An 18,729-nucleotide genomic window follows, 5' to 3' on the forward strand; every position below is an offset into this window, starting at 1 on the left:
TCTGTTTGGCGCCCCCTCGCCAGAAAGAGCAAGGGAAACGCGGATTCTAAGCCCTGGCGGGTGCAGGGCGGTGTTCATCGCCGGCTCATGCGCCATGCTCCGGGTGCCTGGCGGGGGCGCCGGTGGGGCGTCCCGGCCGTGCCAGCGACATGCTCATGCGCCACGCTCCAGGCGGGCGATCTCCTCGGCGCGGGCCGCCAGGATCAACGCCGCGGCGCGCTCCTCGTCCAGGCCCTCGATGCCGAACTCGACCACCTCGTCGGCGGCCAGGTCGGACAGGTCCTCGGCGGTGCGCACGCCATGGGCGGCCAGGGCGAAGGCGGTGTCCTCGTCCATGCCCTCCAGCGCCAGCAGGTCCTCGGCCGGGGCGTCCCCGGCCTCCTGCTCCTCCACCGCCAGGGCTTCGTTGAGCAGGGCGTCGCGGGCGCGGGCGCGCAGTTCCTCGACGATGTCCTCGTCGAAGCCCTCCACCGCCAGCAGCTCGCCGACCGGGACGTAGGCGATCTCCTCGACCGTGCTGAAGCCCTCGGCCACCAGGATGCCGGCGATCTCCTCGTCGACCTCCAGCTTGTCCATGAACAGCTGGCGGGCCACGGCCTGCTCGGCCTCGCTCTTGGCCTGCACCTGCTCGGCGGTCATCACGTTGAGCTGCCAGCCGGTGAGGCGGCTGGCCAGGCGCACGTTCTGGCCACCCTTGCCGATGGCCTGGGCCAGGCGGTCCTCGGCCACGGCCAGGTCCATCGAGTGCTTCTCTTCGTCGACGATGATCGACTGCACCTCGGCCGGCGCCATCGCGTTGATGACGAAGTTGGCCGGGTTCTCGTTCCACAGCACGATGTCCACGCGCTCGCCGTTGAGCTCGTTGGACACGGCCTGCACGCGCGAGCCGCGCATGCCGATGCACGCGCCGATCGGATCGGTGCGGTTGTCGTGGGCGATCACCGCGATCTTGGCGCGGTCGCCCGGGTCGCGGGCGCAGGCCTTGATCTCGACCAGGCCCTGGCCGACTTCCGGCACCTCGAGCTTGAACAGCTCGATCATGAACTCCGGCGCGGCGCGGCTGATGAACAGCTGCGGGCCGCGGGGCTCGCTGCGGACCTCGTACAGGTAGCCGCGGACGCGGTCGCCGGCGCGCAGCACGTCGCGCGGGATGCCCTTGTCCTTCGGGATGAAGCCCTCGGCGTTGCCGCCCAGGTCGACGTAGACGTTGCCGCGCTCCACGCGCTTGACCACGCCGGTCACCAGCTCGCCGACGCGGTCCTTCCAGGCGTCCACGACCTGCTGGCGCTCGGCCTCGCGCACGCGCTGCACGATCACCTGCTTGGCGGCCTGCGCGGCGATGCGGCCGAACTCGGGGTTCTCGATCTGCTCCTCGATGTAGTCGCCGACCTCGACGCCGTCGGCCTCGTCGACCGCGTCCATCAGGCGGATCTGCCGGTCCGGCGACTCCATCACCACGTCGTCGGCCACCACTTCCCAGCGGCGGAAGGTCTCGTAGCTGCCGTCCTTGCGGTCGATCGAAACGCGGGTCAGCACGTCCTGGTCGACGTAGCGCTTCTTGGCGGCCGAAGCCAGGGCCGCCTCGAGCGCCTCGAAGATCACTTCGCGCGGCACGCCCTTTTCGTTGGCGACCGCGTCAACTACCAGCAGAAGTTCCTTGCTCATCTGTTTACTCCGCGTGCGGCTTGCCGGCCGCCGGCTTGTTGGAATGCTTGCCCGAATTGCCGCCCTTGCCGGGCTTCTTGCCTGGCGCCAGGCCCAGCGCCTCCCAGTCGGGCACCAGGCGGGCCTTGTCGATGTTGTCCAGCTCCACCACGAACTCCGCGCCGTCCAGGGCGAAGGCCACCTGGCCATTTTCCACCCTCAGGATCGTGCCTTGCAGCCTGCGGCGGCCTTCCTGCGGCAGCTTCAGCCCGACCTTGGCCTGCTGGCCGGCGAAACGGGCGAAATGCGCGGCGGTGAACAGCGGCCGGTCCATGCCCGGCGAGGACACCTCGAGGGTGTAGTTGCCGGAGATCGGGTCGGCCACGTCCAGCTGCGCGGACACCTCGCGGCTGACCGACTCGCAGTCGTCGATGGTGACGGTGCGCTCCGGCTCGCCGCCTTCGGCGGCCGGCACGTCGATGTACAGGCGCAGGGTCGCGCCGCCCGGTGCCGGGAGGTATTCGACGCCCAGCAGCTCCAGCCCGAGCGACTCCACGGTCGGGGCGAGCAACTGGACGATTTCGCTGGTCTTTTCGCTCATCTTCGGCGGCAACTCCAACGCGGTGGGACGGGGCACGGCCTGCCGGCCGCATAAACGACAAGAGGCCCTTGCGGGCCTCTTGTGCTCGAGAGCCCTGTCGGGCTTCTCATCCGATGGTGCTGGAATCGGCGCAACGGCGGGAACATGCGCCGTTGCAAGCCCAGTCTTGAGGATCCCGCAGCCCTGGAAACCCAGGAACACCGCACAACCTCGAAACATGGTAGCGGGGGCAGGATTTGAACCTGCGACCTTCGGGTTATGAGCCCGACGAGCTGCCAGACTGCTCCACCCCGCATCAGAAGCGGAATTATGCCGGCTATCGCGCCTTGATGCAAGGCCCTTGCCGCATCTTCCGGAGCCTGCCCCGTGCCGGCGGCCTGCTCCCCGGAGCCGGCCGCGCGGCCGTCCCGGAACGCGGAGATTATACATGAACGAGCCGCGCGGATGGCCAGTCCGCGCACCTGGAAGACGCGGCGCGGCATCGCGCCCGCCTGCCCTGCAACGCAAAAGCCCCCGGAAAACCGGGGGCTTTTGCGTGTTCCGCGCGGAGCGGCGCGTCCTCACATGAAGGCGCGCTGGCACCACACCATGATCGGATCCCAGGCCAGGCCGAGGGCGAACAGGCCCACCGCGTTGACGCCCAGCACCACGCCAAGCACGCGGTCGTTGTGCGCCGCCAGCGGGGCGCCGGCCGGCTCGTCGAAGAACATGACCTTGATCACGCGCAGGTAGTAGTACGCGCCGACCACCGCCGCGACCACGCCGAGGATGGCCAGCCACAGCATGCCGCCCTGCAGCGCCGCGCGCAGCACGGCCAGCTTGGTCCAGAAGCCCAGCAGCGGCGGCACGCCGGCCAGCGAGGCCATCACCAGCAGCATCAGCAGCGCCATCCACGGGCTGCGCGCGGCCAGGCCCTTGAAGTCGTCGATGTTGTCCGCCTCGAAGCCCTTGCGCGACAGCGCGATGATCACGCCGAAGGCCGCGGCCGACATGATCGCGTAGCCGATGGTGTAGAACAGCGCCGCGGTGTAGCCGACCTGGTCGCCGCCGGCCAGGCCCATCAGCAGGTAGCCGATGTGCGAGACCGTCGAATAGGCCAGCATGCGCTTGATGTTGGTCTGGGCCAGCGCCATCAGGTTGCCGACCACCAGCGACACCGCCGACAGGCCGGCCAGCAGCCACTTCCATTCCGGCGCCAGCGGGCCCACGCCCATCTCCAGCAGGCGCCAGGCCATGCCGAAGGCGGCCAGCTTGGGCGCGGTGCTGACGAACAGCGCGACCGGGGCGGTGGCGCCCTGGTAGACGTCCGGCAGCCACATGTGGAACGGGGCGGCGCCCAGCTTGAAGGCCACGCCGGCGACCATGAACGCGGTGCCGGTCAGCAGCAGCGTGCGCTCGTCGCTGCCCTCGATCGAGGCGCGGATGGCGTCCAGGTGCAGGGTGCCGGTGGCGCCGTAGACCAGCGACATGCCGTACAGCAGCAGGCCGGAGGCCAGCGAGCCGAGCACGATGTACTTCATCGCCGCCTCGGTGGCGCGGCCGTTGTCGCGGTCGGCGGCGACCAGGGCGTACGAGCTCAGCGCCAGCAGCTCCAGGCCCAGGTAGACGACCACCAGGCTGCCGGCCGAGACCAGCATCATCATGCCGGCGGTGGCGAACAGCACCAGCACCGGCAGCTCGCCCTGGTACAGGTTGCGCTCGCGCAGGTAGCTCCAGCCGTAGACCAGGGTCAGGCCGCTCATCAGCACGATGGCGAGCTTCATGACGTCGGCGGCGGTGTCGCGCACGAACATGCCGGACATCACTTCGCCCTGCCCGCCCACGCCGGTGGCCAGCATCGCCAGCACCACGGCCAGCACCAGCACCGACAGGAAGTGCGTCCACACCTTGTGGCGCGCGTTGATGAACAGGTCGACGATCAACAGGGCGAAGGCACCGCCGATCAGCACCAGCTCGGGCAGCAACGGCACCAGCTCGGCGGCGGACGGCATCGCGAGGGACGTGGTCATCTTCGAAGAATCCTTACAGCTTGCTGGTGGCGATCTGGGTCGCCAGGTGCGCGATCGACGGTTCCATCAGGTCGGTCAGCGGCTTGGGCCACAGGCCGAACAGCAGGGTGCCGGCGGCGAACACGCCCAGCACCAGCACTTCGCGTGCGTTGATGTCCTTCAGCTCGGCCACGTGCGCATTGGCGACCTCGCCGAAGAACACGCGGCGGTACAGCCACAGGGTGTAGGCGGCCGCGGTGATCAGGGTCGTGGCCGCCAGCAGCGCCACCACCGGGTGCTTCTGGAAGCTGGCCAGCACCACCATGAACTCGCCGACGAAGCCGCTGGTGCCCGGCAGGCCCGCGTTGGCCATGAAGAACAGCATGGCGAAGGTGGCGAACCACGGCATCACGTTGGCCACGCCGCCGTAGTCGGCGATGCGGCGGGTGTGCATGCGGTCGTACAGCACGCCGATGCAGGAGAACATCGCGCCGGAGACGAAGCCGTGCGAGATCATCTGCATCATCGCGCCCTGCAGGCCCAGGCGGGCGGCGTCGACCGAGCCGAAGTCGCGCACCAGGGTGAAGGCGATGAAGCTGCCCAGGGTGACGAAGCCCATGTGCGCCACGGAGGAGTACGCCACCAGCTTCTTCATGTCGTCCTGGACCAGGGCGACCAGGCCGACGTAGATCACCGCGATCAGCGACAGGGCGATGATCAGCCAGGCCCACTCGTGGCCGGCGTCCGGGGTGATCGGCAGGTTGAAGCGCAGGAAACCGTAGCCGCCGATCTTCAGCGCGATCGCGGCCAGGATCACCGAACCGGCGGTCGGCGCCTCCACGTGCGCGTCCGGCAGCCAGGTGTGCACCGGGAACATCGGCACCTTCACCGCGAAGGCGATGGCGAAGGCGAAGAAGATCCAGGTCTGCTCCTTCGCGCTCAGCGGCAGCGCGTACAGGTCGGCCAGCTGGAAGCTGCCGCCCTTGATGTACAGGTAGATCAGCGCCACCAGCATCAGCACCGAGCCGAGGAAGGTGTACAGGAAGAACTTCATCGCCGCGTAGATGCGGCGCGGACCACCCCAGACGCCGATGATCAGGAACATCGGGATCAGCATGGCCTCGAAGAACACGTAGAACAGGATCGCGTCGGTGGCGGCGAAGATGCCGACCGTCACGCCCTCCAGGATCAGGAACGAGGCCACGTACTGGTTGACCCGCTTCTGGATCGACTCCCAGGCACCAATCAGCGCCAGCGGGGTGACGATGGTCGTCAGCAGGATCAGGGCGACGGCGATGCCGTCGGCGCCCAGGTTGTAGTGGATGTCGTAGGCCGGGATCCAGGCATGGCTCTCGACGAACTGCAGCCCGGGGGCGGCATAGTCGAACCCGGTCACCAGGCCCACGCTCAGGACCAGGGTCAGCAGGGCCACGCCCAGCGCGGACCAGCGTGCGGCCGCGGGCCGGTCGCCCAGCGCCAGCACCAGCGCACCGCCGATGATCGGCAGCCAGATCAGGACACTCAACAGGTGGTTCGCCACGTCGTGTTCTTCCGTGCAGTCAGTTCATTGCCAGTAACGCATGAGCACGGCCAGCAGTGCGATGAGGCCGATGATCATGGCGAAGGCATAGTGGTAGAGGTAACCGGACTGGGTGCGGCGCAGCAGCGCGGCGGCCAGGCCGATCACGCGGGCGCTGCCGTTGACGAACAGGCCGTCCACGATCTTGCTGTCGATCCAGCGCGACACGCGGCCCAGCGCCAGGCCGCCGCCGGCGAAGCCCTTGATCCACAGGTGGTCGAAGCCGTACTTCTCCTCCAGCACGCGCACCAGCGGGTGCAGCCAGCGGCGCAGGCGGCCCGGGACGTCCGGCTTCCACAGGTACAGCACCGCGGCGAGCACGAAGCCGGCGACGGTCAGCCAGAAGGCCGGCATCAGCATGCCGTGCAGCGCGTAGGCCACCGGGCCGTGCCAGTACTCGCGGCCGACCGCGGCGACGGTGTCGCGCGCCGGATCCAGGAAGTCGATCACGCCGGTGAAGAAGTTCACGGCCTGGCCCGGGACCAGCGCCTCGGCGTGGTGGCCGCGCCAGTCGGTGCCGAACAGCATCGGGCCGATGGTGAAGAAGCCGATCAGGATCGACGGGATCGCCAGCAGGACCAGCGGCACGGTCACCACCCACGGCGACTCGTGCGGCTCGTGCGCGCCGTGGTGGCCGTGGTCGTCGTGGCCATGGCCGTCGGCACGCGCGTCGTGGCCGCCCTGGGCCTCGGCGTCGGCGTGCGCGGCCGCGCCATGGGCGTGCTCGTCGTGGTGGGCGACGGCGTCGCGGAAGCGCTCCGGGCCATGGAAGGTCAGGAACAGCAGGCGGAAGCTGTAGAAGCTGGTGACGACCACGCCGCCGATCACCGCCCAGTAGCCGTAGGTGGCCACCCAGGAGCCGGCCTCGTGGGCGTGGTGCGCCGCGGCCTCGATGATCGTGTCCTTCGAGTAGAAGCCCGAGAAGAACGGGGTACCGACCAGGGCCAGGGTGCCGATCACGCTGGTCCAGTAGGTGACGGGCATGTACTTGCGCAGGCCGCCCATCTTGCGCATGTCCTGCTCGTGGTGCATGCCGATGATCACCGAGCCGGCGGCCAGGAACAGCAGCGCCTTGAAGAAGGCGTGGGTCATCAGGTGGAACACCGCCGCCGAGTAGGCCGACACGCCCAGGGCGACGGTCATGTAGCCCAGCTGCGACAGGGTCGAGTACGCGACCACGCGCTTGATGTCGTTCTGCACGATGCCGATCAGGCCGGTGAAGAACGCGGTGGTGGCGCCCACGAACAGGACGAAGTCCAGGGTCGCCTGCGACAGCTCGAACAGCGGCGACATGCGCGCCACCATGAAGATGCCGGCGGTCACCATGGTCGCGGCGTGGATCAGCGCCGAGATCGGGGTCGGGCCTTCCATCGAGTCCGGCAGCCACACGTGCAGCGGCACCTGCGCCGACTTGCCCATGGCGCCGATGAACAGGCACACGCAGATGATGGTGGCCACGCCCCAGGAATGGCCCTCGATGACCTGCACTTCCATGCCCTGCAGCATCGGCGCGCGGGCGAACACGGTGGCGTAGTCCAGGGTGCCGAACCACCACAGGATCGCGGCGATGCCCAGCAGGAAGCCGAAGTCGCCGACGCGGTTGACGATGAACGCCTTCATGTTGGCGAACACCGCGCTCGGGCGCTTGAACCAGAAGCCGATCAGCAGGTACGAGACCAGGCCCACCGCTTCCCAGCCGAAGAACAGCTGCAGGAAGTTGTTGCCCATGACCAGCATGAGCATCGAGAAGGTGAACAGCGAGATGTAGCTGAAGAAGCGCTGGTAGCCGGGGTCGTCGGCCATGTAGCCGATGGTGTACACGTGCACCAGCAGCGAGACGAAGGTGACGACCACCATCATCATCGCGGTCAGGCGGTCGACCATGAAGCCGACGTGGGCCGAGTAGCCGCCGACGTCGAAGAAGGTGTAGACGTTCTCGTTGAACGGCGCGGCGCCGCCGGCGACCAGCTGGTACAGGACCCAGCACGAGAGCGCGCAGCTGACCGCCACGCCCAGGATGGTCGCCGACTGCGCGCCCCTGCGGCCGACCTGGCGCCCGAACAGACCCGCGATGATGCTGCCCAGCAACGGGGCCAGGACGATCAGCAGCAGGTGGGTTTTGGAGATGATCATGGTTGCCGTCTAAGTTCCAGTACGTGCCGTTCGTGCCGTGATGCCGGTGGATCGAGCCGCCGGCCGCGCATGCCGCCACTTCCAATTCCGCCCGGCCTGGGCCGGGTCGGGCGCCGCCGGGGCGGCGCCCTTCGTCTTTGTCGCCCGCCGCTTTCGCGGCGCCCCTACCCGCCCCGGGGCGTCAGCCCTTGAGCGAATCCACCTCGGCGACGTTGATGGTGCCGCGGGTACGGAACAGCGCCACCAGGATCGCCAGGCCGATCGCCGCTTCCGCGGCCGCGACCGTCAGGATGAAGAACACGAAGAGCTGCCCCGCCGCATCGCCCAGCTCGCGCGAGAACGCGATGAAGTTGATGTTGACCGACAGCAGCATCAGCTCGATCGACATCAGCAGGACGATGATGTTCTTGCGGTTGAGGAAGATGCCCGCGAGGCTGATGCAGAACAGCACCGCGCCCAGCGCCAGCATGTGTCCGAGGGTGATCATGCCTGGCCCTCCCCTTCGGCCTTGGGTGCAAGCGGCGCCGGCTTCTCCGCCGGCATGGACACCATGCGCAGGCGGTCGGCGGCCCGGACCCGCGACTGCTCGGAGGCGTTCTGGGTCTTGATGCCGGTGCGCTTGCGCAGGGTGATCATCACCGCCGCGATCACCGCCACGGTCAGGATCACCGCGGCGAACTCGAACGGCAGGATGTACTCGGTGAACAGGGTCTCGGCCAGCCAGCGGGTGTTGGAGGTCTCGGCCGCCAGCGCCGCGGCGTTGTCCGCCGGGAACGGGCTGGCCGAACGGGCCTTGACGCCGATCAGCGCCAGCACCTGCACCAGCATCACCACCGCGACCACCAGGCCGACCGGCAGGAACCGGACCCAGCCCTCCCGGATCGCGGCGACGTCGATGTCCAGCATCATCACCACGAACAGGAACAGCACCATCACCGCGCCGACGTACACCAGGATCAGGGCCACGCCGAGGAACTCGGCACCGACCAGCAGCCAGGTGCAGGCCACGGAGAAGAAGGTGAGGATCAGGCACAGCACCGCGTTGACCGGGTTGCGCACGCTGATCACGGCGCCGGCCGAGGCCACGGCCACGGCGGCGAAGGCATAGAAAGCGATCTTGATCCAGTCCATCGTGGCCTCAGCGGTAGGCGGCGTCGGCGGCGCGACGCTCGGCGATCTCCGCCTCGAGGCGGTCGCCGATGGCGAGCAGCTGCGGCTTGGTGACGATGTTCTCGCCGCGCTTCTCGAAGTGGTATTCCATCACGTGCGTCTCCACGATCGAATCCACCGGGCAGCTTTCCTCGCAGAAGCCGCAGTAGATGCACTTGAACAGGTCGATGTCGTAGCGCGTGGTGCGGCGGGTGCCGTCCTCGCGCCGCGCGGAGTCGATGGTGATGGCCAGCGCCGGGCACACCGCCTCGCACAGCTTGCAGGCGATGCAGCGCTCCTCGCCGTTCGGGTAGCGGCGCAGCGCATGCAGGCCGCGGAAGCGCGGCGACTGCGGGAACTTCTCCATCGGGTACATCATCGTGTACTTGGGACGGAACAGGTACCGCAGGGTCAGCCCCAGGCCCTGGATCAGCTCCAGCAGCAGCAGGCTCTTGAAGTAGTGGACGACTTTGTTCATCGGATCAGGCGCCCTTCTCGAACACGCCAAAGAACACCAGCAGAGCGGTCACCGCGATCCAGAAGATCGTCAACGGGATGAAGACCTTCCAGCCCAGACGCATGATCTGGTCGTAGCGGTAGCGCGGGAAGCTGGCGCGGAACCAGATGTATGCGCTGGCGAAGAACACCACCTTGGCCAGCAGCCACGGCCAGCCGCCCTTCCAGACCCAGTCGATCCACGGCGAAACGTCCGCCGTGACCCAGCCCTGGATCGGGCTCAGCCAGCCGCCGAGGAAGAAGATCGAGATCAGGAAGCTGACCAGGATCATGTTGGCGTACTCGGCCAGGAAGAACAGCGCGAACGCCGAACCGGAGTACTCCACCATGTGGCCGGCCACGATCTCCGACTCGCCCTCGACCACGTCGAACGGCGCGCGGTTGGTCTCGGCCACGCCGGACACCCAGTACACGACGAACAGCGGCAGCAGCGGCAGCCAGAACCACTCGAAGAAGCCGGCGTTGCCCGACTGCGCCATGACGATGTCGGTCAGGTTGAGGCTGCCGGCGGCGATCAGCACGCCCACCAGGGCGAAGCCCATCGCGATCTCGTAGCTGACCACCTGGGCGGCCGAGCGCATCGCGCCGAGGAAGGCGTACTTCGAGTTGGAGGCCCAGCCGGCGATGATGATGCCGTACACGCCCATCGAGGTCATCGCCAGCAGGTACAGCAGGCCGGCGTTGGCGTTGGACAGGACCAGCTGGTAGTCGAACGGCACCACCGCCCAGGCGGCGAAGGCCGGCGCCAGCACGATCAACGGCGCGATGACGTACATCACCTTGTGCGCGTTGGCCGGACGGATGACCTCCTTGAACAGCAGCTTGAAGACGTCCGCGAACGCCTGGAAGATGCCCATGCCCACGTACATGGGCCCGTGGCGCACGTGCATCCAGCCGATTAGCTTGCGCTCCCAGACCACGTAGAACGCCACGGCGATGATCACCGGCATGGCGATGGTCAGGACCTTCAGCACGATCCACAGCGCCGGGCCCAGTTCGCCCAGGCCGTAGAACCACTCGCGCAGCGGACCGACCGCGTTGATCAGCAGCTCGTTCATGCCTTCACCACCTCGACCCGGCCAGCGCCCAGCGGCGCGGTGGCGCCGTGGCCACCTTCAATCCATGCCGCACCCGCGGCCACCCGCGCATCGACCACGGCCGGCAGGGTGGCCGTGCCATGCGCGCCCTTGACCTTGACCACCGCGCCGGACTCGATGCCGGCGGCGTCCGCCGGGTTGAGCACGATGCGCGGGGCGACGTTGAGCGGATGCGCCTGCAGCGCGGCCGCGCGGCGCACCACCGCGTCGGTGCGGTAGATCGCCGGGACCAGGGCCAGCTCCAGGGCGCCCTCGCCCGCCGCGCCGGCCGAGCCGGCGCGCACCTGCACCTGGCGGCCGCCTTCCAGCATCGCGCGTGCGCCGGCCAGGTCGGTGAACTCGAAGCCGGCCAGCCCCAGCTCGCCGCCGAGCGCGCGCAGCACGCGCCAGCCCTCGCGGGCCTGGCCCGGCAGGCGGCCGGCCGCGTGCGCGGACTGCTCGACGCCGTTGAGGTTGGTCAGCGTGGCCTCGATCTCCGGCAGCAGGCCGATCGGCAGGATCACGTCGGCCACCGCGCGGGTGGATTCGCAGGCGAAGTGGCTGAAGGCCACGACCTTTGCAGCGTTCAGCGCCTTCAGCCCGGAGGCGGTGTCGGCGAAGTCCAGGCCCGGCTCGATGCCGTACAGCACGTAGGCGCGGCGCGGCTCGGCGAACATGCCGGCGACGTCGCGGGCGGCCGGCAGCACGCCGGCGCGGGCCAGGCCCACGGCGTTGGCGCCCTGCGGGATGCGGCACAGCGCCGCGCCGGTGGCGGCGGCGAAGTCGCGCGCGGCGGCGCGGATCGCGGCGGCCTGCGGGTGGTTCTCGGCGATGGCGCCGACGATCACCACCGGGCGGGTCGCGCCCTGCAGCGCGCCGCGCAGCTCGGCCCCGCCCAGCACCTCGGCGATGCGCGACGGCGGCACGATGTGCTTGCCGGCGGCGGCGAAGGTGAAGTCGAAGTCGACCGGGTTGACCACGTGGATGCGCGCACCGCGCTTGGTCTGCGCCTTGCGCAGGCGGGCGTGCAGCAGCGGCAGCTCGTGGCGGATGTTGGAACCGACCACGACGACCACGTCGGCCTGCTCGATCTCGGCGACCGGCAGGGCGAACGGCTCGGCGACCGCGGCGTCGGAGAAGTCGCGGTTGGCGATGCGGTGGTCGATGTTGGCGGTGCCCAGGCCGGCCGCCAGCGCGGCCAGCAGGCCGCCCTCCTCGTTCGAGGTCGCCGGGTGCACCAGCACGCCCAGGTCGTCGCCCTTGTTCTCGCGCAGGATCGCGGCGGCGGCGGACAGGGCCTCGGCCCAGGTCGCCTCCTTCCACTCCCCGCCCTGCTTGACCAGCGGCACGGTGGCGCGGTCGGCGGCGTTCAGGCCCTGGTGCGAATAGCGGTCGCGGTCGGACAGCCAGCACTCGTTGACCAGCTCGTTCTCGCGCGGCACGGCGCGCAGCACCTCGCCGCGGCGGCTGTGCAGGAACAGGTTCGAGCCCAGCGCGTCGTGGTAGCCCAGCGACTCCTTGGCGATCAGCTCCCACGGACGGGCGCGGAACTGGAACACCTTGTTGGTCAGCGCGCCGACCGGGCACACGTCGATGACGTTGCCGGACAGCTCGGTGGTCAGCGGCTTGCCGTCGTAGGTGCCGATCTGCAGGTTCTCGCCGCGGTACATGCCGCCCAGCTCGTACGTACCGGCGATCTCGCCGGTGAAGCGCACGCAGCGGGTGCACTGGATGCAGCGGGTCATCTCGGTGGCGACCAGCGGGCCGATGTCCTCGTCCGGCACCACGCGCTTGCGCTCGACGAAACGGCTGACCGAGCGGCCATAGCCCAGCGACAGGTCCTGCAGCTCGCACTCGCCGCCCTGGTCGCAGACCGGGCAGTCCAGCGGGTGGTTGATCAGCAGGAACTCCAGCACGTTGCGCTGCGACTTGAGGGCCTTCTCGTTGCGGGTGAAGACCTTCATGCCGTCCATCACCGGCGTGGCGCAGGCCGGCGACGGCTTCGGCGCGGCGCGGCCGCCGACCTCGGTGTCGACCAGGCACATGCGGCAGTTGGCGGCGATGGCCAGCTTGTCGTGGTAGCAGAAACGCGGGATCGGGATGCCGGCCTTGTCGGCAACCTGGATGATCATCGACCCCTTGGGCGCGGCCAGCTCGACGCCGTCGATGAAGACGGTGACGTGGTCCGGCGGAAGGTTCGGGTTGACGGGCTGCGCACTCACGCGGCCACCTCCACGTTGGAGCGGACGACCGTGCCGTTGCGCTCGTCGTCGACGAGGAAGCGCTTGTTCACGATCGCGTATTCGAATTCATGCCAGAAGTGGCGCAGGAAGCCCTGCACCGGCCACGCGGCGGCCTCGCCGAACGCGCAGATGGTGTGGCCCTCGATCTGCCCCGCCGCGGTGCGCAGCATGTGCAGGTCGTCCAGCGTCGCCTCCAGGTTGGCGATGCGGGTCAGCATGCGGTACATCCAGCCGGTGCCCTCGCGGCACGGCGTGCACTGGCCGCAGCTCTCCTTGTAGTAGAAGCGGGCGATGCGCTGGCAGGCGCGCACCATGCAGGTGGTGTGGTCCATGACGATGACCGCGCCCGAACCCAGGCCGGAACCGGCCTTCTGGATCGAGTCGTAGTCCATGGTCAGACCCATCATCACCTCGCCCGGCAACACCGGCATCGACGAGCCGCCCGGGATCACCGCCTTGATGCGGTTGCCGTTGCGGATGCCGCCGGCCATCTCCAGCAGCTCGGTGAACGGGGTGCCGAGGCGGATCTCGTAGTTGCCCGGGCGCGCGACGTGGCCGGAGACCGAGAAGATCTTGCAGCCGCCGTTGTTCGGCTTGCCCAGGCCCATGAACCACTCCGGGCCGTTGCGGATGATCGCCGGCACCGAGGCGTAGGTCTCGGTGTTGTTGATCGTGGTCGGCTTGCCGTACAGGCCGAAGTTGGCCGGGAACGGCGGCTTGAAGCGCGGTTGGCCCTTCTTGCCCTCCAGCGACTCCATCAGCGCGGTTTCCTCGCCGCAGATGTAGGCGCCGGCGCCGAGGGCGTTGTAGATGTCGATGTCCACGCCCGAGCCGAGGATGTCCTTGCCCAGCCAGCCGTGCTTGTAGGCCTCGGCCAGGGCTTCCTCAAGGTGCTCGAACGGCTCGTGGTGGAACTCGCCGCGCAGGTAGTTGTAGCCCACGGTCGCGCCGGTCGCGTAGCAGGCGATGGCCATGCCCTCGATCACCGCGTGCGGGTTGAAGCGCAGGATGTCGCGGTCCTTGCAGGTGCCCGGCTCGGACTCGTCCGAGTTGCAGAGGATGTACTTCTGCATGTCGCCCTTGGGCATGAAGCTCCACTTCAGGCCGGTCGGGAAGCCAGCGCCGCCGCGGCCGCGCAGGCCGGACTGCTTGACCATCTCGATGATGTCGGCCGGCGGGATCTTCTCGGTCAGGATCTTGCGCAGCGCCTGGTAGCCGCCGGTCTTGAGGTAGTTCTCGTACGACCAGGGCTTGTCGAAGTGCAGCGTCGTGTAGACCGCCTGGTGCTCCTTCGGCGCGGGGCCGACCGGGCCGTAGCCCTCGGAAATCTTCGGGTGATGTGCCATCTGCGCCGGCCTCACTTCAGTCCGTCGAGCAGCTCGTCCACCTTCTCGGGGGTGAGCTTCTCGTGGTAATGGCCGTTGATCACGACCACCGGGGCGCCGCAGCACGCGGCCACGCACTCTTCCTCGCGCTTGAGGTAGACGCGGCCGTCGGCGGTGGATTCGCCCAGCTTGCAGCCCAGCTTCTTCTCGGCGTGCTCGACCAGCTCCTGCGCGCCGTTGAGCCAGCAGCTGATGTTGGTGCAGAACGCAACGTTGTTGCGGCCCACCGGCTGGGTCTCGAACATCGAGTAGAAGGTGGCGACCTCGTAGGCCCACACCGGCGGGATGTCCAGGTACTTGGCGACGGCGGCGATCAGTTCGTCGCTCAGCCAGCCCCCGTTCTGTTCCTGGGCCGCGTGCAGGCCCTGCAGCACCGCCGACCGCTTGCGGTCCGGCGGGAACTTGGTCAGCCAGTGGTCGATGTGCGCGCGCGTCGCGTCGCTCAGCACGACCATCGGGTCGACGTTGCGCGCGTTCTCGAAATTACCGGTGGCCTTCATCGATCCACCTCACCAAACACAAGGTCATAAGTACCGATCATGGCCACGACGTCGGCCAGCATGTGGCCGCGCACGATCTCGTCCATGGACGACAGGTGCGCGAAGCCCGGGGCGCGCAGGTGCACGCGGAACGGCTTGTTGGCGCCGTCGGAGACCAGGTAGCAGCCGAACTCGCCCTTCGGCGCCTCGACCGCGGCGTAGGTCTCGCCGGCCGGCACGCAGTAGCCCTCGGAGAACAGCTTGAAGTGGTGGATCAGGGCTTCCATGTCGTCCTTCATCTCCTCCCGCTTGGGAGGGGCGACCTTGTAGTTCCTGACCATCACCGGGCCCGGGTTTTCCTTCAGCCACTTCACGCACTGGGCGATGATGCGGTTGGACTGGCGCATCTCGGCGATGCGGACCAGGTAGCGGTCGTAGCAGTCGCCGTTGACGCCCACCGGGATGTCGAAGTCCACCGCGTCGTACTTGGCGTACGGCTGCTTCTTGCGCAGGTCCCAGGCGATGCCCGAGCCGCGCAGCATCACGCCGGTCATGCCCCAGGCATAAGCCTGCTCCGGGGTGACCACGCCGATGCCGACGGTACGCTGCTTCCAGATGCGGTTGTCGGTCAGCAGCGTCTCGTACTCGTCGACGCGCTTGGGGAACTCGCGGGTGAAGTGCTCGAGGTAGTCCAGGAGCGAACCCTCGCGGGCCTCGTTGAAGCGCTTGAGCTTGGCGCCCTTGTGCCAGGGCGACTCCTTGTACTTCGGCATCCGGTCCGGCAGGTCGCGGTAGACGCCGCCGGGACGGTAGTAGGCCGCGTGCATGCGCGCGCCGCTGACCGCCTCGTAGACGTCCATCAGCTCCTCGCGCTCGCGGAACGCGTACAGGAACACCGCCATCGCGCCCAGGTCCAGCGCGTTGGAGCCGACCCACATCAGGTGGTTCAGGATGCGGGTGATCTCGTCGAACATGGTGCGGATGTACTGGGCGCGCTCGGGCGCCTCGATCCCCAGCAGGGTCTCGATCGCGCGCACGTAGGCGTGCTCGTTGCACATCATCGACACGTAGTCCAGCCGGTCCATGTACGGGATCGACTGGTTGAACGGCTTGGACTCGGCCAGCTTCTCGGTACCGCGGTGGAGCAGGCCCACGTGCGGGTCGGCGCGGACGATGGTCTCGCCGTCCATTTCCAGGATCAGGCGCAGCACGCCGTGCGCGGCCGGGTGCTGCGGGCCGAAGTTCATCGTGTAGTTGCGGATCTCCTGCCGCAGCGCGGAGGAGTCGCCGGCCGGCGCCTGGCCGGGCTGGCTGTGGCTGTCGGTAAGCATCTGGGCGCTCACTTGGCGGCCTCCCGTTGTGCGGCCTCGCCTGCGGCGGTCTGGTAGCGGGCGTCGTCGCGGATCACGCGCGGCACGCCGACGCGCGGCTCGACCGAGGTCACCGGCTCGTAGACCACGCGCTTGCGCTGCTCGTCGTAGCGGACCTCGACGTTGCCGATCAGCGGGAAGTCCTTGCGGAACGGATGGCCGACGAAACCGTAGTCCGTCATGATCCGGCGCAGGTCCGGATGGCCTTCGAAGACGATGCCGTACAGGTCGAACGCCTCGCGCTCGAACCAGTTGGCGCCGCGCCACACCGGGGTCAGCGACGGCACCACCGGCAGCGAGTCGTCCTCGGCGAAGCAGCGCACGCGCAGGCGGCAGTTGTTGGCGTAGGACAGCAGGTGGGCGACCGCGGCGAAGCGGCGCTCCGGCGCCAGCACCGGCAGCGAGCCGGCCGGGCCCTGCTCCATGGGCTTCTCGCCCCAGCCGAAGCGGCCCGGGCCCTTGCCCTCGACGCCGCGGCTGAAGCCGGTGGAGGACACGTCCTCGGTATCCCACTCGTCGCTGCCGTAGCCCATGTAGTCGACGCCACACAGGTCGGTGAGCTGCTCGAAGCCGAACTCGTCGCGCAGGGCGTGGCAGGTGGCCAGCAGGTCCTGGGCGGAAACCTCGAGGGTGACTTCACCACGGGGCTCGGCCACGGTGACCGTGGCGCCGGGGAATCGGTCGCGCAGTCGCTGGGCGAAGGTGGCAGCTGGCTCGGCCATGGGGCTTGGCGTTTCCGTCGTTCGTGCGCGCCGGGGCGCGCGGTGGATCAGGTAGGAGGGTCAGCGGGCGATGGTGTTGTTCTTGTTCGCCGCCACCGTCTGGGTGCGCCAGATCTTCTTCTGCAGCTGCAGGATGCCGTAGACCAGCGCCTCGGCGGTCGGCGGGCAGCCGGGCACGTAGATGTCCACCGGCACGATGCGGTCGCAGCCGCGCACCACGGAGTAGGAGTAGTGGTAGTAGCCGCCGCCGTTGGCGCAGCTGCCCATGGAGATGACCCACTTCGGGTCGGGCATCTGGTCGTAGACCTTGCGCAGCGCCGGGGCCATCTTGTTGACCAGGGTGCCGGCCACGATCATCACGTCGGACTGGCGCGGCGACGGGCGGAACACCACGCCGTAACGGTCCAGGTCCAGGCGCGCGGCGCCGGCGTGCATCATCTCGACCGCGCAGCAGGCCAGGCCGAAGGTCATCGGCCACATCGAGCCGGTGCGGGCCCAGTTGACCAGGGCGTCGACGCTGGTGGTGACGTAGCCCTTCTCCAGCAGCGGGTTCTCGCCGGCGGGCCGCAGGATGTCCTCGACCCGGCCCTCGGGCATCGGGTTGGTCATCAGGCGGTCGATGGTTTGGATCACTCCCATTCGAGCGCTCCCTTCTTCCAGACGTAGACGAAGCCGAGGAAGAGCATCCCCACGAACAGGGCCATGGTGACCAGCGCGCGCGGCCCCAGGTCCTGGAACACGAGGGTCCACGGCACGATGAAGATGATTTCCAGGTCGAAGACGATGAACTGGATCGCGATGAGGTAGTAGCGCACGTCGAACTTCATGCGCGCGTCCTCGAAGGCCTCGAAGCCGCACTCGTACGGCGACAGCTTCTCGGCGTCCGGACGGCGCGGTCCGAGCACGCGGCCAACGATGATCAGCGCGATGCCGATCCCGGTGGCCACGATCAGGAACAGCAGGGTCGGCAGGTATTGGGCCAGCACGTGTGGTTCTCTCTTGCCTCTGCCCTGGAGCGGGCTTGGGTGGGCGGTGGCGGCCGCGTCAGCGGCTCCCCCTCGCCTGTCCTGCCGCGGCCTGGCCGCGGAACTTGCCAATGCGCCGCGCGGCACGGGAGACCCCGGCCGCGCGGTTGTGCATAGCAGCGGGATTGTAGCGTCCGCGGCGATAAGGGTAAACGCTTTGGACGTTTGTCGCCGCCTCCGCAACTTTCCCGCGGAAACAAAGAAGCCCGCCGAAGCGGGCCGTCTTCGCCCGGCGCACGCGCCGGGACCATGTAGTTGGTGCCCAAGAGGGGACTCGAACCCCTACGACTCTCGTCGCTACCACCTCAAGGTAGTGCGTCTACCAATTCCGCCACCTGGGCCTGAAACCTTCACCGCGCCGCCTGGCGCGGTGGCGCATTGTACGCGTTACTGCTGCGGCTGCGTAGCCGTTCCGGCGGCATTTTCTTCCTGCGCCGGGGCCGGGACCTCGCCCGCCGCCGGCGTGGCGGCCGGGACCTCGGAAGCAGCCGGCGGGGCCGGCAGCTCGCCCGGGGCCGCGACGGGCGCCGCCGGGACCTCGAGCTGGCCCATCACGCCCAGGTCCTGCTGCACCACCGGGCGGGCGCTGTGGGTGGCGTACCAGGCCATGAACAGGCTGATGCCGAAGAACACCACGGCCAGCCACTTGGTGCTCTTGGACAGGAAGTTGGACGCGCCGCGCGCGCCGAACACGGTGCCGGAGGCGCCCGCGCCGAAGCCGGAGCCGGCGGCCGCGCCGGCGCCGCGCTGCAGCAGGATCAGCACGATCATGGCGATCGCCACCAGCACGTACACCACGTTGAGGATCAGCATCAGCAT

At 68.6% G+C, this 18,729-nt stretch carries 17 protein-coding genes and 2 tRNA genes; all 19 read right to left on the minus strand.

The window, feature by feature from the left end; translation table 11 throughout:
- Positions 1-153: 153 nt before the first annotated feature.
- Positions 154-1,665: a transcription termination factor NusA gene (gene nusA, locus PSEJ31_RS0103865; RefSeq protein ID WP_019398054.1), complete on the minus strand. Its 1,512-nt coding sequence runs from the start codon at positions 1,663-1,665 to the stop codon at positions 154-156.
- A gap of 4 nt (positions 1,666-1,669) precedes the next feature.
- A complete protein-coding gene (gene rimP / locus PSEJ31_RS0103870) occupies positions 1,670-2,245 on the minus strand; it encodes a ribosome maturation factor RimP (protein ID WP_028914709.1) in 576 nt (191 codons plus the stop codon).
- A gap of 218 nt (positions 2,246-2,463) precedes the next feature.
- Positions 2,464-2,540, minus strand: a tRNA-Met gene (locus tag PSEJ31_RS0103875).
- 265 nt (positions 2,541-2,805) lie between these two features.
- Positions 2,806-4,254, minus strand: coding sequence for an NADH-quinone oxidoreductase subunit NuoN (gene nuoN, locus PSEJ31_RS0103880; protein ID WP_026010401.1), 1,449 nt, complete (start codon positions 4,252-4,254; stop codon positions 2,806-2,808).
- A 13-nt stretch (positions 4,255-4,267) separates the two neighbouring features.
- On the minus strand, positions 4,268-5,773 hold the full coding sequence (locus tag PSEJ31_RS0103885; RefSeq protein ID WP_019398057.1) for an NADH-quinone oxidoreductase subunit M: 1,506 nt from the start codon (positions 5,771-5,773) through the stop codon (positions 4,268-4,270).
- Between the two features lie 24 nt (positions 5,774-5,797).
- The gene (gene nuoL, locus PSEJ31_RS0103890; RefSeq protein WP_028914710.1) at positions 5,798-7,945 is read right to left on the minus strand and encodes an NADH-quinone oxidoreductase subunit L; all 2,148 of its coding nucleotides are present in this window, start codon (positions 7,943-7,945) and stop codon (positions 5,798-5,800) included.
- A 181-nt stretch (positions 7,946-8,126) separates the two neighbouring features.
- Positions 8,127-8,432, minus strand: coding sequence for an NADH-quinone oxidoreductase subunit NuoK (nuoK, locus tag PSEJ31_RS0103895; RefSeq protein ID WP_028914711.1), 306 nt, complete (start codon positions 8,430-8,432; stop codon positions 8,127-8,129).
- Positions 8,429-9,076: an NADH-quinone oxidoreductase subunit J gene (locus PSEJ31_RS0103900; protein WP_019398060.1), complete on the minus strand. Its 648-nt coding sequence runs from the start codon at positions 9,074-9,076 to the stop codon at positions 8,429-8,431. The genes nuoK and PSEJ31_RS0103900 overlap by 4 nt, the downstream gene beginning before the upstream one ends.
- Before the next feature lie 7 nt (positions 9,077-9,083).
- Positions 9,084-9,572, minus strand: coding sequence for an NADH-quinone oxidoreductase subunit NuoI (gene nuoI, locus PSEJ31_RS0103905; RefSeq protein ID WP_028914712.1), 489 nt, complete (start codon positions 9,570-9,572; stop codon positions 9,084-9,086).
- 4 nt (positions 9,573-9,576) lie between these two features.
- Positions 9,577-10,668: an NADH-quinone oxidoreductase subunit NuoH gene (nuoH, locus tag PSEJ31_RS0103910; RefSeq protein WP_019398062.1), complete on the minus strand. Its 1,092-nt coding sequence runs from the start codon at positions 10,666-10,668 to the stop codon at positions 9,577-9,579.
- Positions 10,665-12,908 carry an NADH-quinone oxidoreductase subunit NuoG gene (gene nuoG, locus PSEJ31_RS0103915; RefSeq protein WP_028914713.1) on the minus strand — a complete coding sequence of 748 codons (2,244 nt, stop codon included), beginning with the start codon at positions 12,906-12,908 and terminating at the stop codon, positions 10,665-10,667. Before nuoG ends, nuoH begins: the two co-directional genes overlap by 4 nt.
- On the minus strand, positions 12,905-14,275 hold the full coding sequence (nuoF, locus tag PSEJ31_RS0103920; protein WP_019398064.1) for an NADH-quinone oxidoreductase subunit NuoF: 1,371 nt from the start codon (positions 14,273-14,275) through the stop codon (positions 12,905-12,907). The genes nuoG and nuoF overlap by 4 nt, the downstream gene beginning before the upstream one ends.
- A gap of 11 nt (positions 14,276-14,286) precedes the next feature.
- Entirely contained in the window at positions 14,287-14,814 is a 528-nt protein-coding gene (gene nuoE, locus PSEJ31_RS0103925) for an NADH-quinone oxidoreductase subunit NuoE (protein WP_019398065.1), read from the minus strand.
- Complete coding sequence (locus PSEJ31_RS0103930; protein WP_050992146.1) at positions 14,811-16,124, minus strand: NADH-quinone oxidoreductase subunit D; 1,314 nt, start codon at positions 16,122-16,124, stop codon at positions 14,811-14,813. The genes nuoE and PSEJ31_RS0103930 overlap by 4 nt, the downstream gene beginning before the upstream one ends.
- An 8-nt stretch (positions 16,125-16,132) precedes the next feature.
- The gene (locus tag PSEJ31_RS0103935) at positions 16,133-16,885 is read right to left on the minus strand and encodes an NADH-quinone oxidoreductase subunit C (protein WP_028914714.1); all 753 of its coding nucleotides are present in this window, start codon (positions 16,883-16,885) and stop codon (positions 16,133-16,135) included.
- 60 nt (positions 16,886-16,945) lie between these two features.
- Positions 16,946-17,524: an NADH-quinone oxidoreductase subunit B gene (locus PSEJ31_RS0103940; RefSeq protein ID WP_026010402.1), complete on the minus strand. Its 579-nt coding sequence runs from the start codon at positions 17,522-17,524 to the stop codon at positions 16,946-16,948.
- Positions 17,515-17,871, minus strand: a complete 357-nt coding sequence (locus PSEJ31_RS0103945) for an NADH-quinone oxidoreductase subunit A (RefSeq protein ID WP_019398069.1) — start codon at positions 17,869-17,871, stop codon at positions 17,515-17,517. Before PSEJ31_RS0103945 ends, PSEJ31_RS0103940 begins: the two co-directional genes overlap by 10 nt.
- Before the next feature lie 295 nt (positions 17,872-18,166).
- Positions 18,167-18,251 (minus strand) — tRNA-Leu (locus PSEJ31_RS0103950).
- Positions 18,252-18,297: 46 nt separating this feature from the next.
- Positions 18,298-18,729 carry a preprotein translocase subunit SecG gene (gene secG / locus PSEJ31_RS0103955; RefSeq protein ID WP_037034456.1) on the minus strand — a complete coding sequence of 144 codons (432 nt, stop codon included), beginning with the start codon at positions 18,727-18,729 and terminating at the stop codon, positions 18,298-18,300.

This window comes from Pseudoxanthomonas sp. J31 (genome assembly GCF_000510725.1).
Lineage (GTDB): Bacteria > Pseudomonadota > Gammaproteobacteria > Xanthomonadales > Xanthomonadaceae > Pseudoxanthomonas.

What these genes read in the sequence shown, in the direction of transcription:
- nuoK (WP_028914711.1), bottom strand. Translation starts at nt 8,432, where the DNA reads ATGATCACCCTCGGACACATGCTGGCGCTGGGCGCGGTGCTGTTCTGC.
- rimP (WP_028914709.1), bottom strand. Translation starts at nt 2,245, where the DNA reads ATGAGCGAAAAGACCAGCGAAATCGTCCAGTTGCTCGCCCCGACCGTG.
- nuoN (WP_026010401.1), bottom strand. Translation starts at nt 4,254, where the DNA reads ATGACCACGTCCCTCGCGATGCCGTCCGCCGCCGAGCTGGTGCCGTTG.
- PSEJ31_RS0103900 (WP_019398060.1), bottom strand. Translation starts at nt 9,076, where the DNA reads ATGGACTGGATCAAGATCGCTTTCTATGCCTTCGCCGCCGTGGCCGTG.
- nusA (WP_019398054.1), bottom strand. Translation starts at nt 1,665, where the DNA reads ATGAGCAAGGAACTTCTGCTGGTAGTTGACGCGGTCGCCAACGAAAAG.
- nuoE (WP_019398065.1), bottom strand. Translation starts at nt 14,814, where the DNA reads ATGAAGGCCACCGGTAATTTCGAGAACGCGCGCAACGTCGACCCGATG.
- PSEJ31_RS0103930 (WP_050992146.1), bottom strand. Translation starts at nt 16,124, where the DNA reads ATGCTTACCGACAGCCACAGCCAGCCCGGCCAGGCGCCGGCCGGCGAC.
- PSEJ31_RS0103940 (WP_026010402.1), bottom strand. Translation starts at nt 17,524, where the DNA reads ATGGGAGTGATCCAAACCATCGACCGCCTGATGACCAACCCGATGCCC.
- nuoI (WP_028914712.1), bottom strand. Translation starts at nt 9,572, where the DNA reads ATGAACAAAGTCGTCCACTACTTCAAGAGCCTGCTGCTGCTGGAGCTG.
- nuoF (WP_019398064.1), bottom strand. Translation starts at nt 14,275, where the DNA reads ATGGCACATCACCCGAAGATTTCCGAGGGCTACGGCCCGGTCGGCCCC.
- secG (WP_037034456.1), bottom strand. Translation starts at nt 18,729, where the DNA reads ATGCTGATGCTGATCCTCAACGTGGTGTACGTGCTGGTGGCGATCGCC.
- nuoL (WP_028914710.1), bottom strand. Translation starts at nt 7,945, where the DNA reads ATGATCATCTCCAAAACCCACCTGCTGCTGATCGTCCTGGCCCCGTTG.
- PSEJ31_RS0103935 (WP_028914714.1), bottom strand. Translation starts at nt 16,885, where the DNA reads ATGGCCGAGCCAGCTGCCACCTTCGCCCAGCGACTGCGCGACCGATTC.
- nuoH (WP_019398062.1), bottom strand. Translation starts at nt 10,668, where the DNA reads ATGAACGAGCTGCTGATCAACGCGGTCGGTCCGCTGCGCGAGTGGTTC.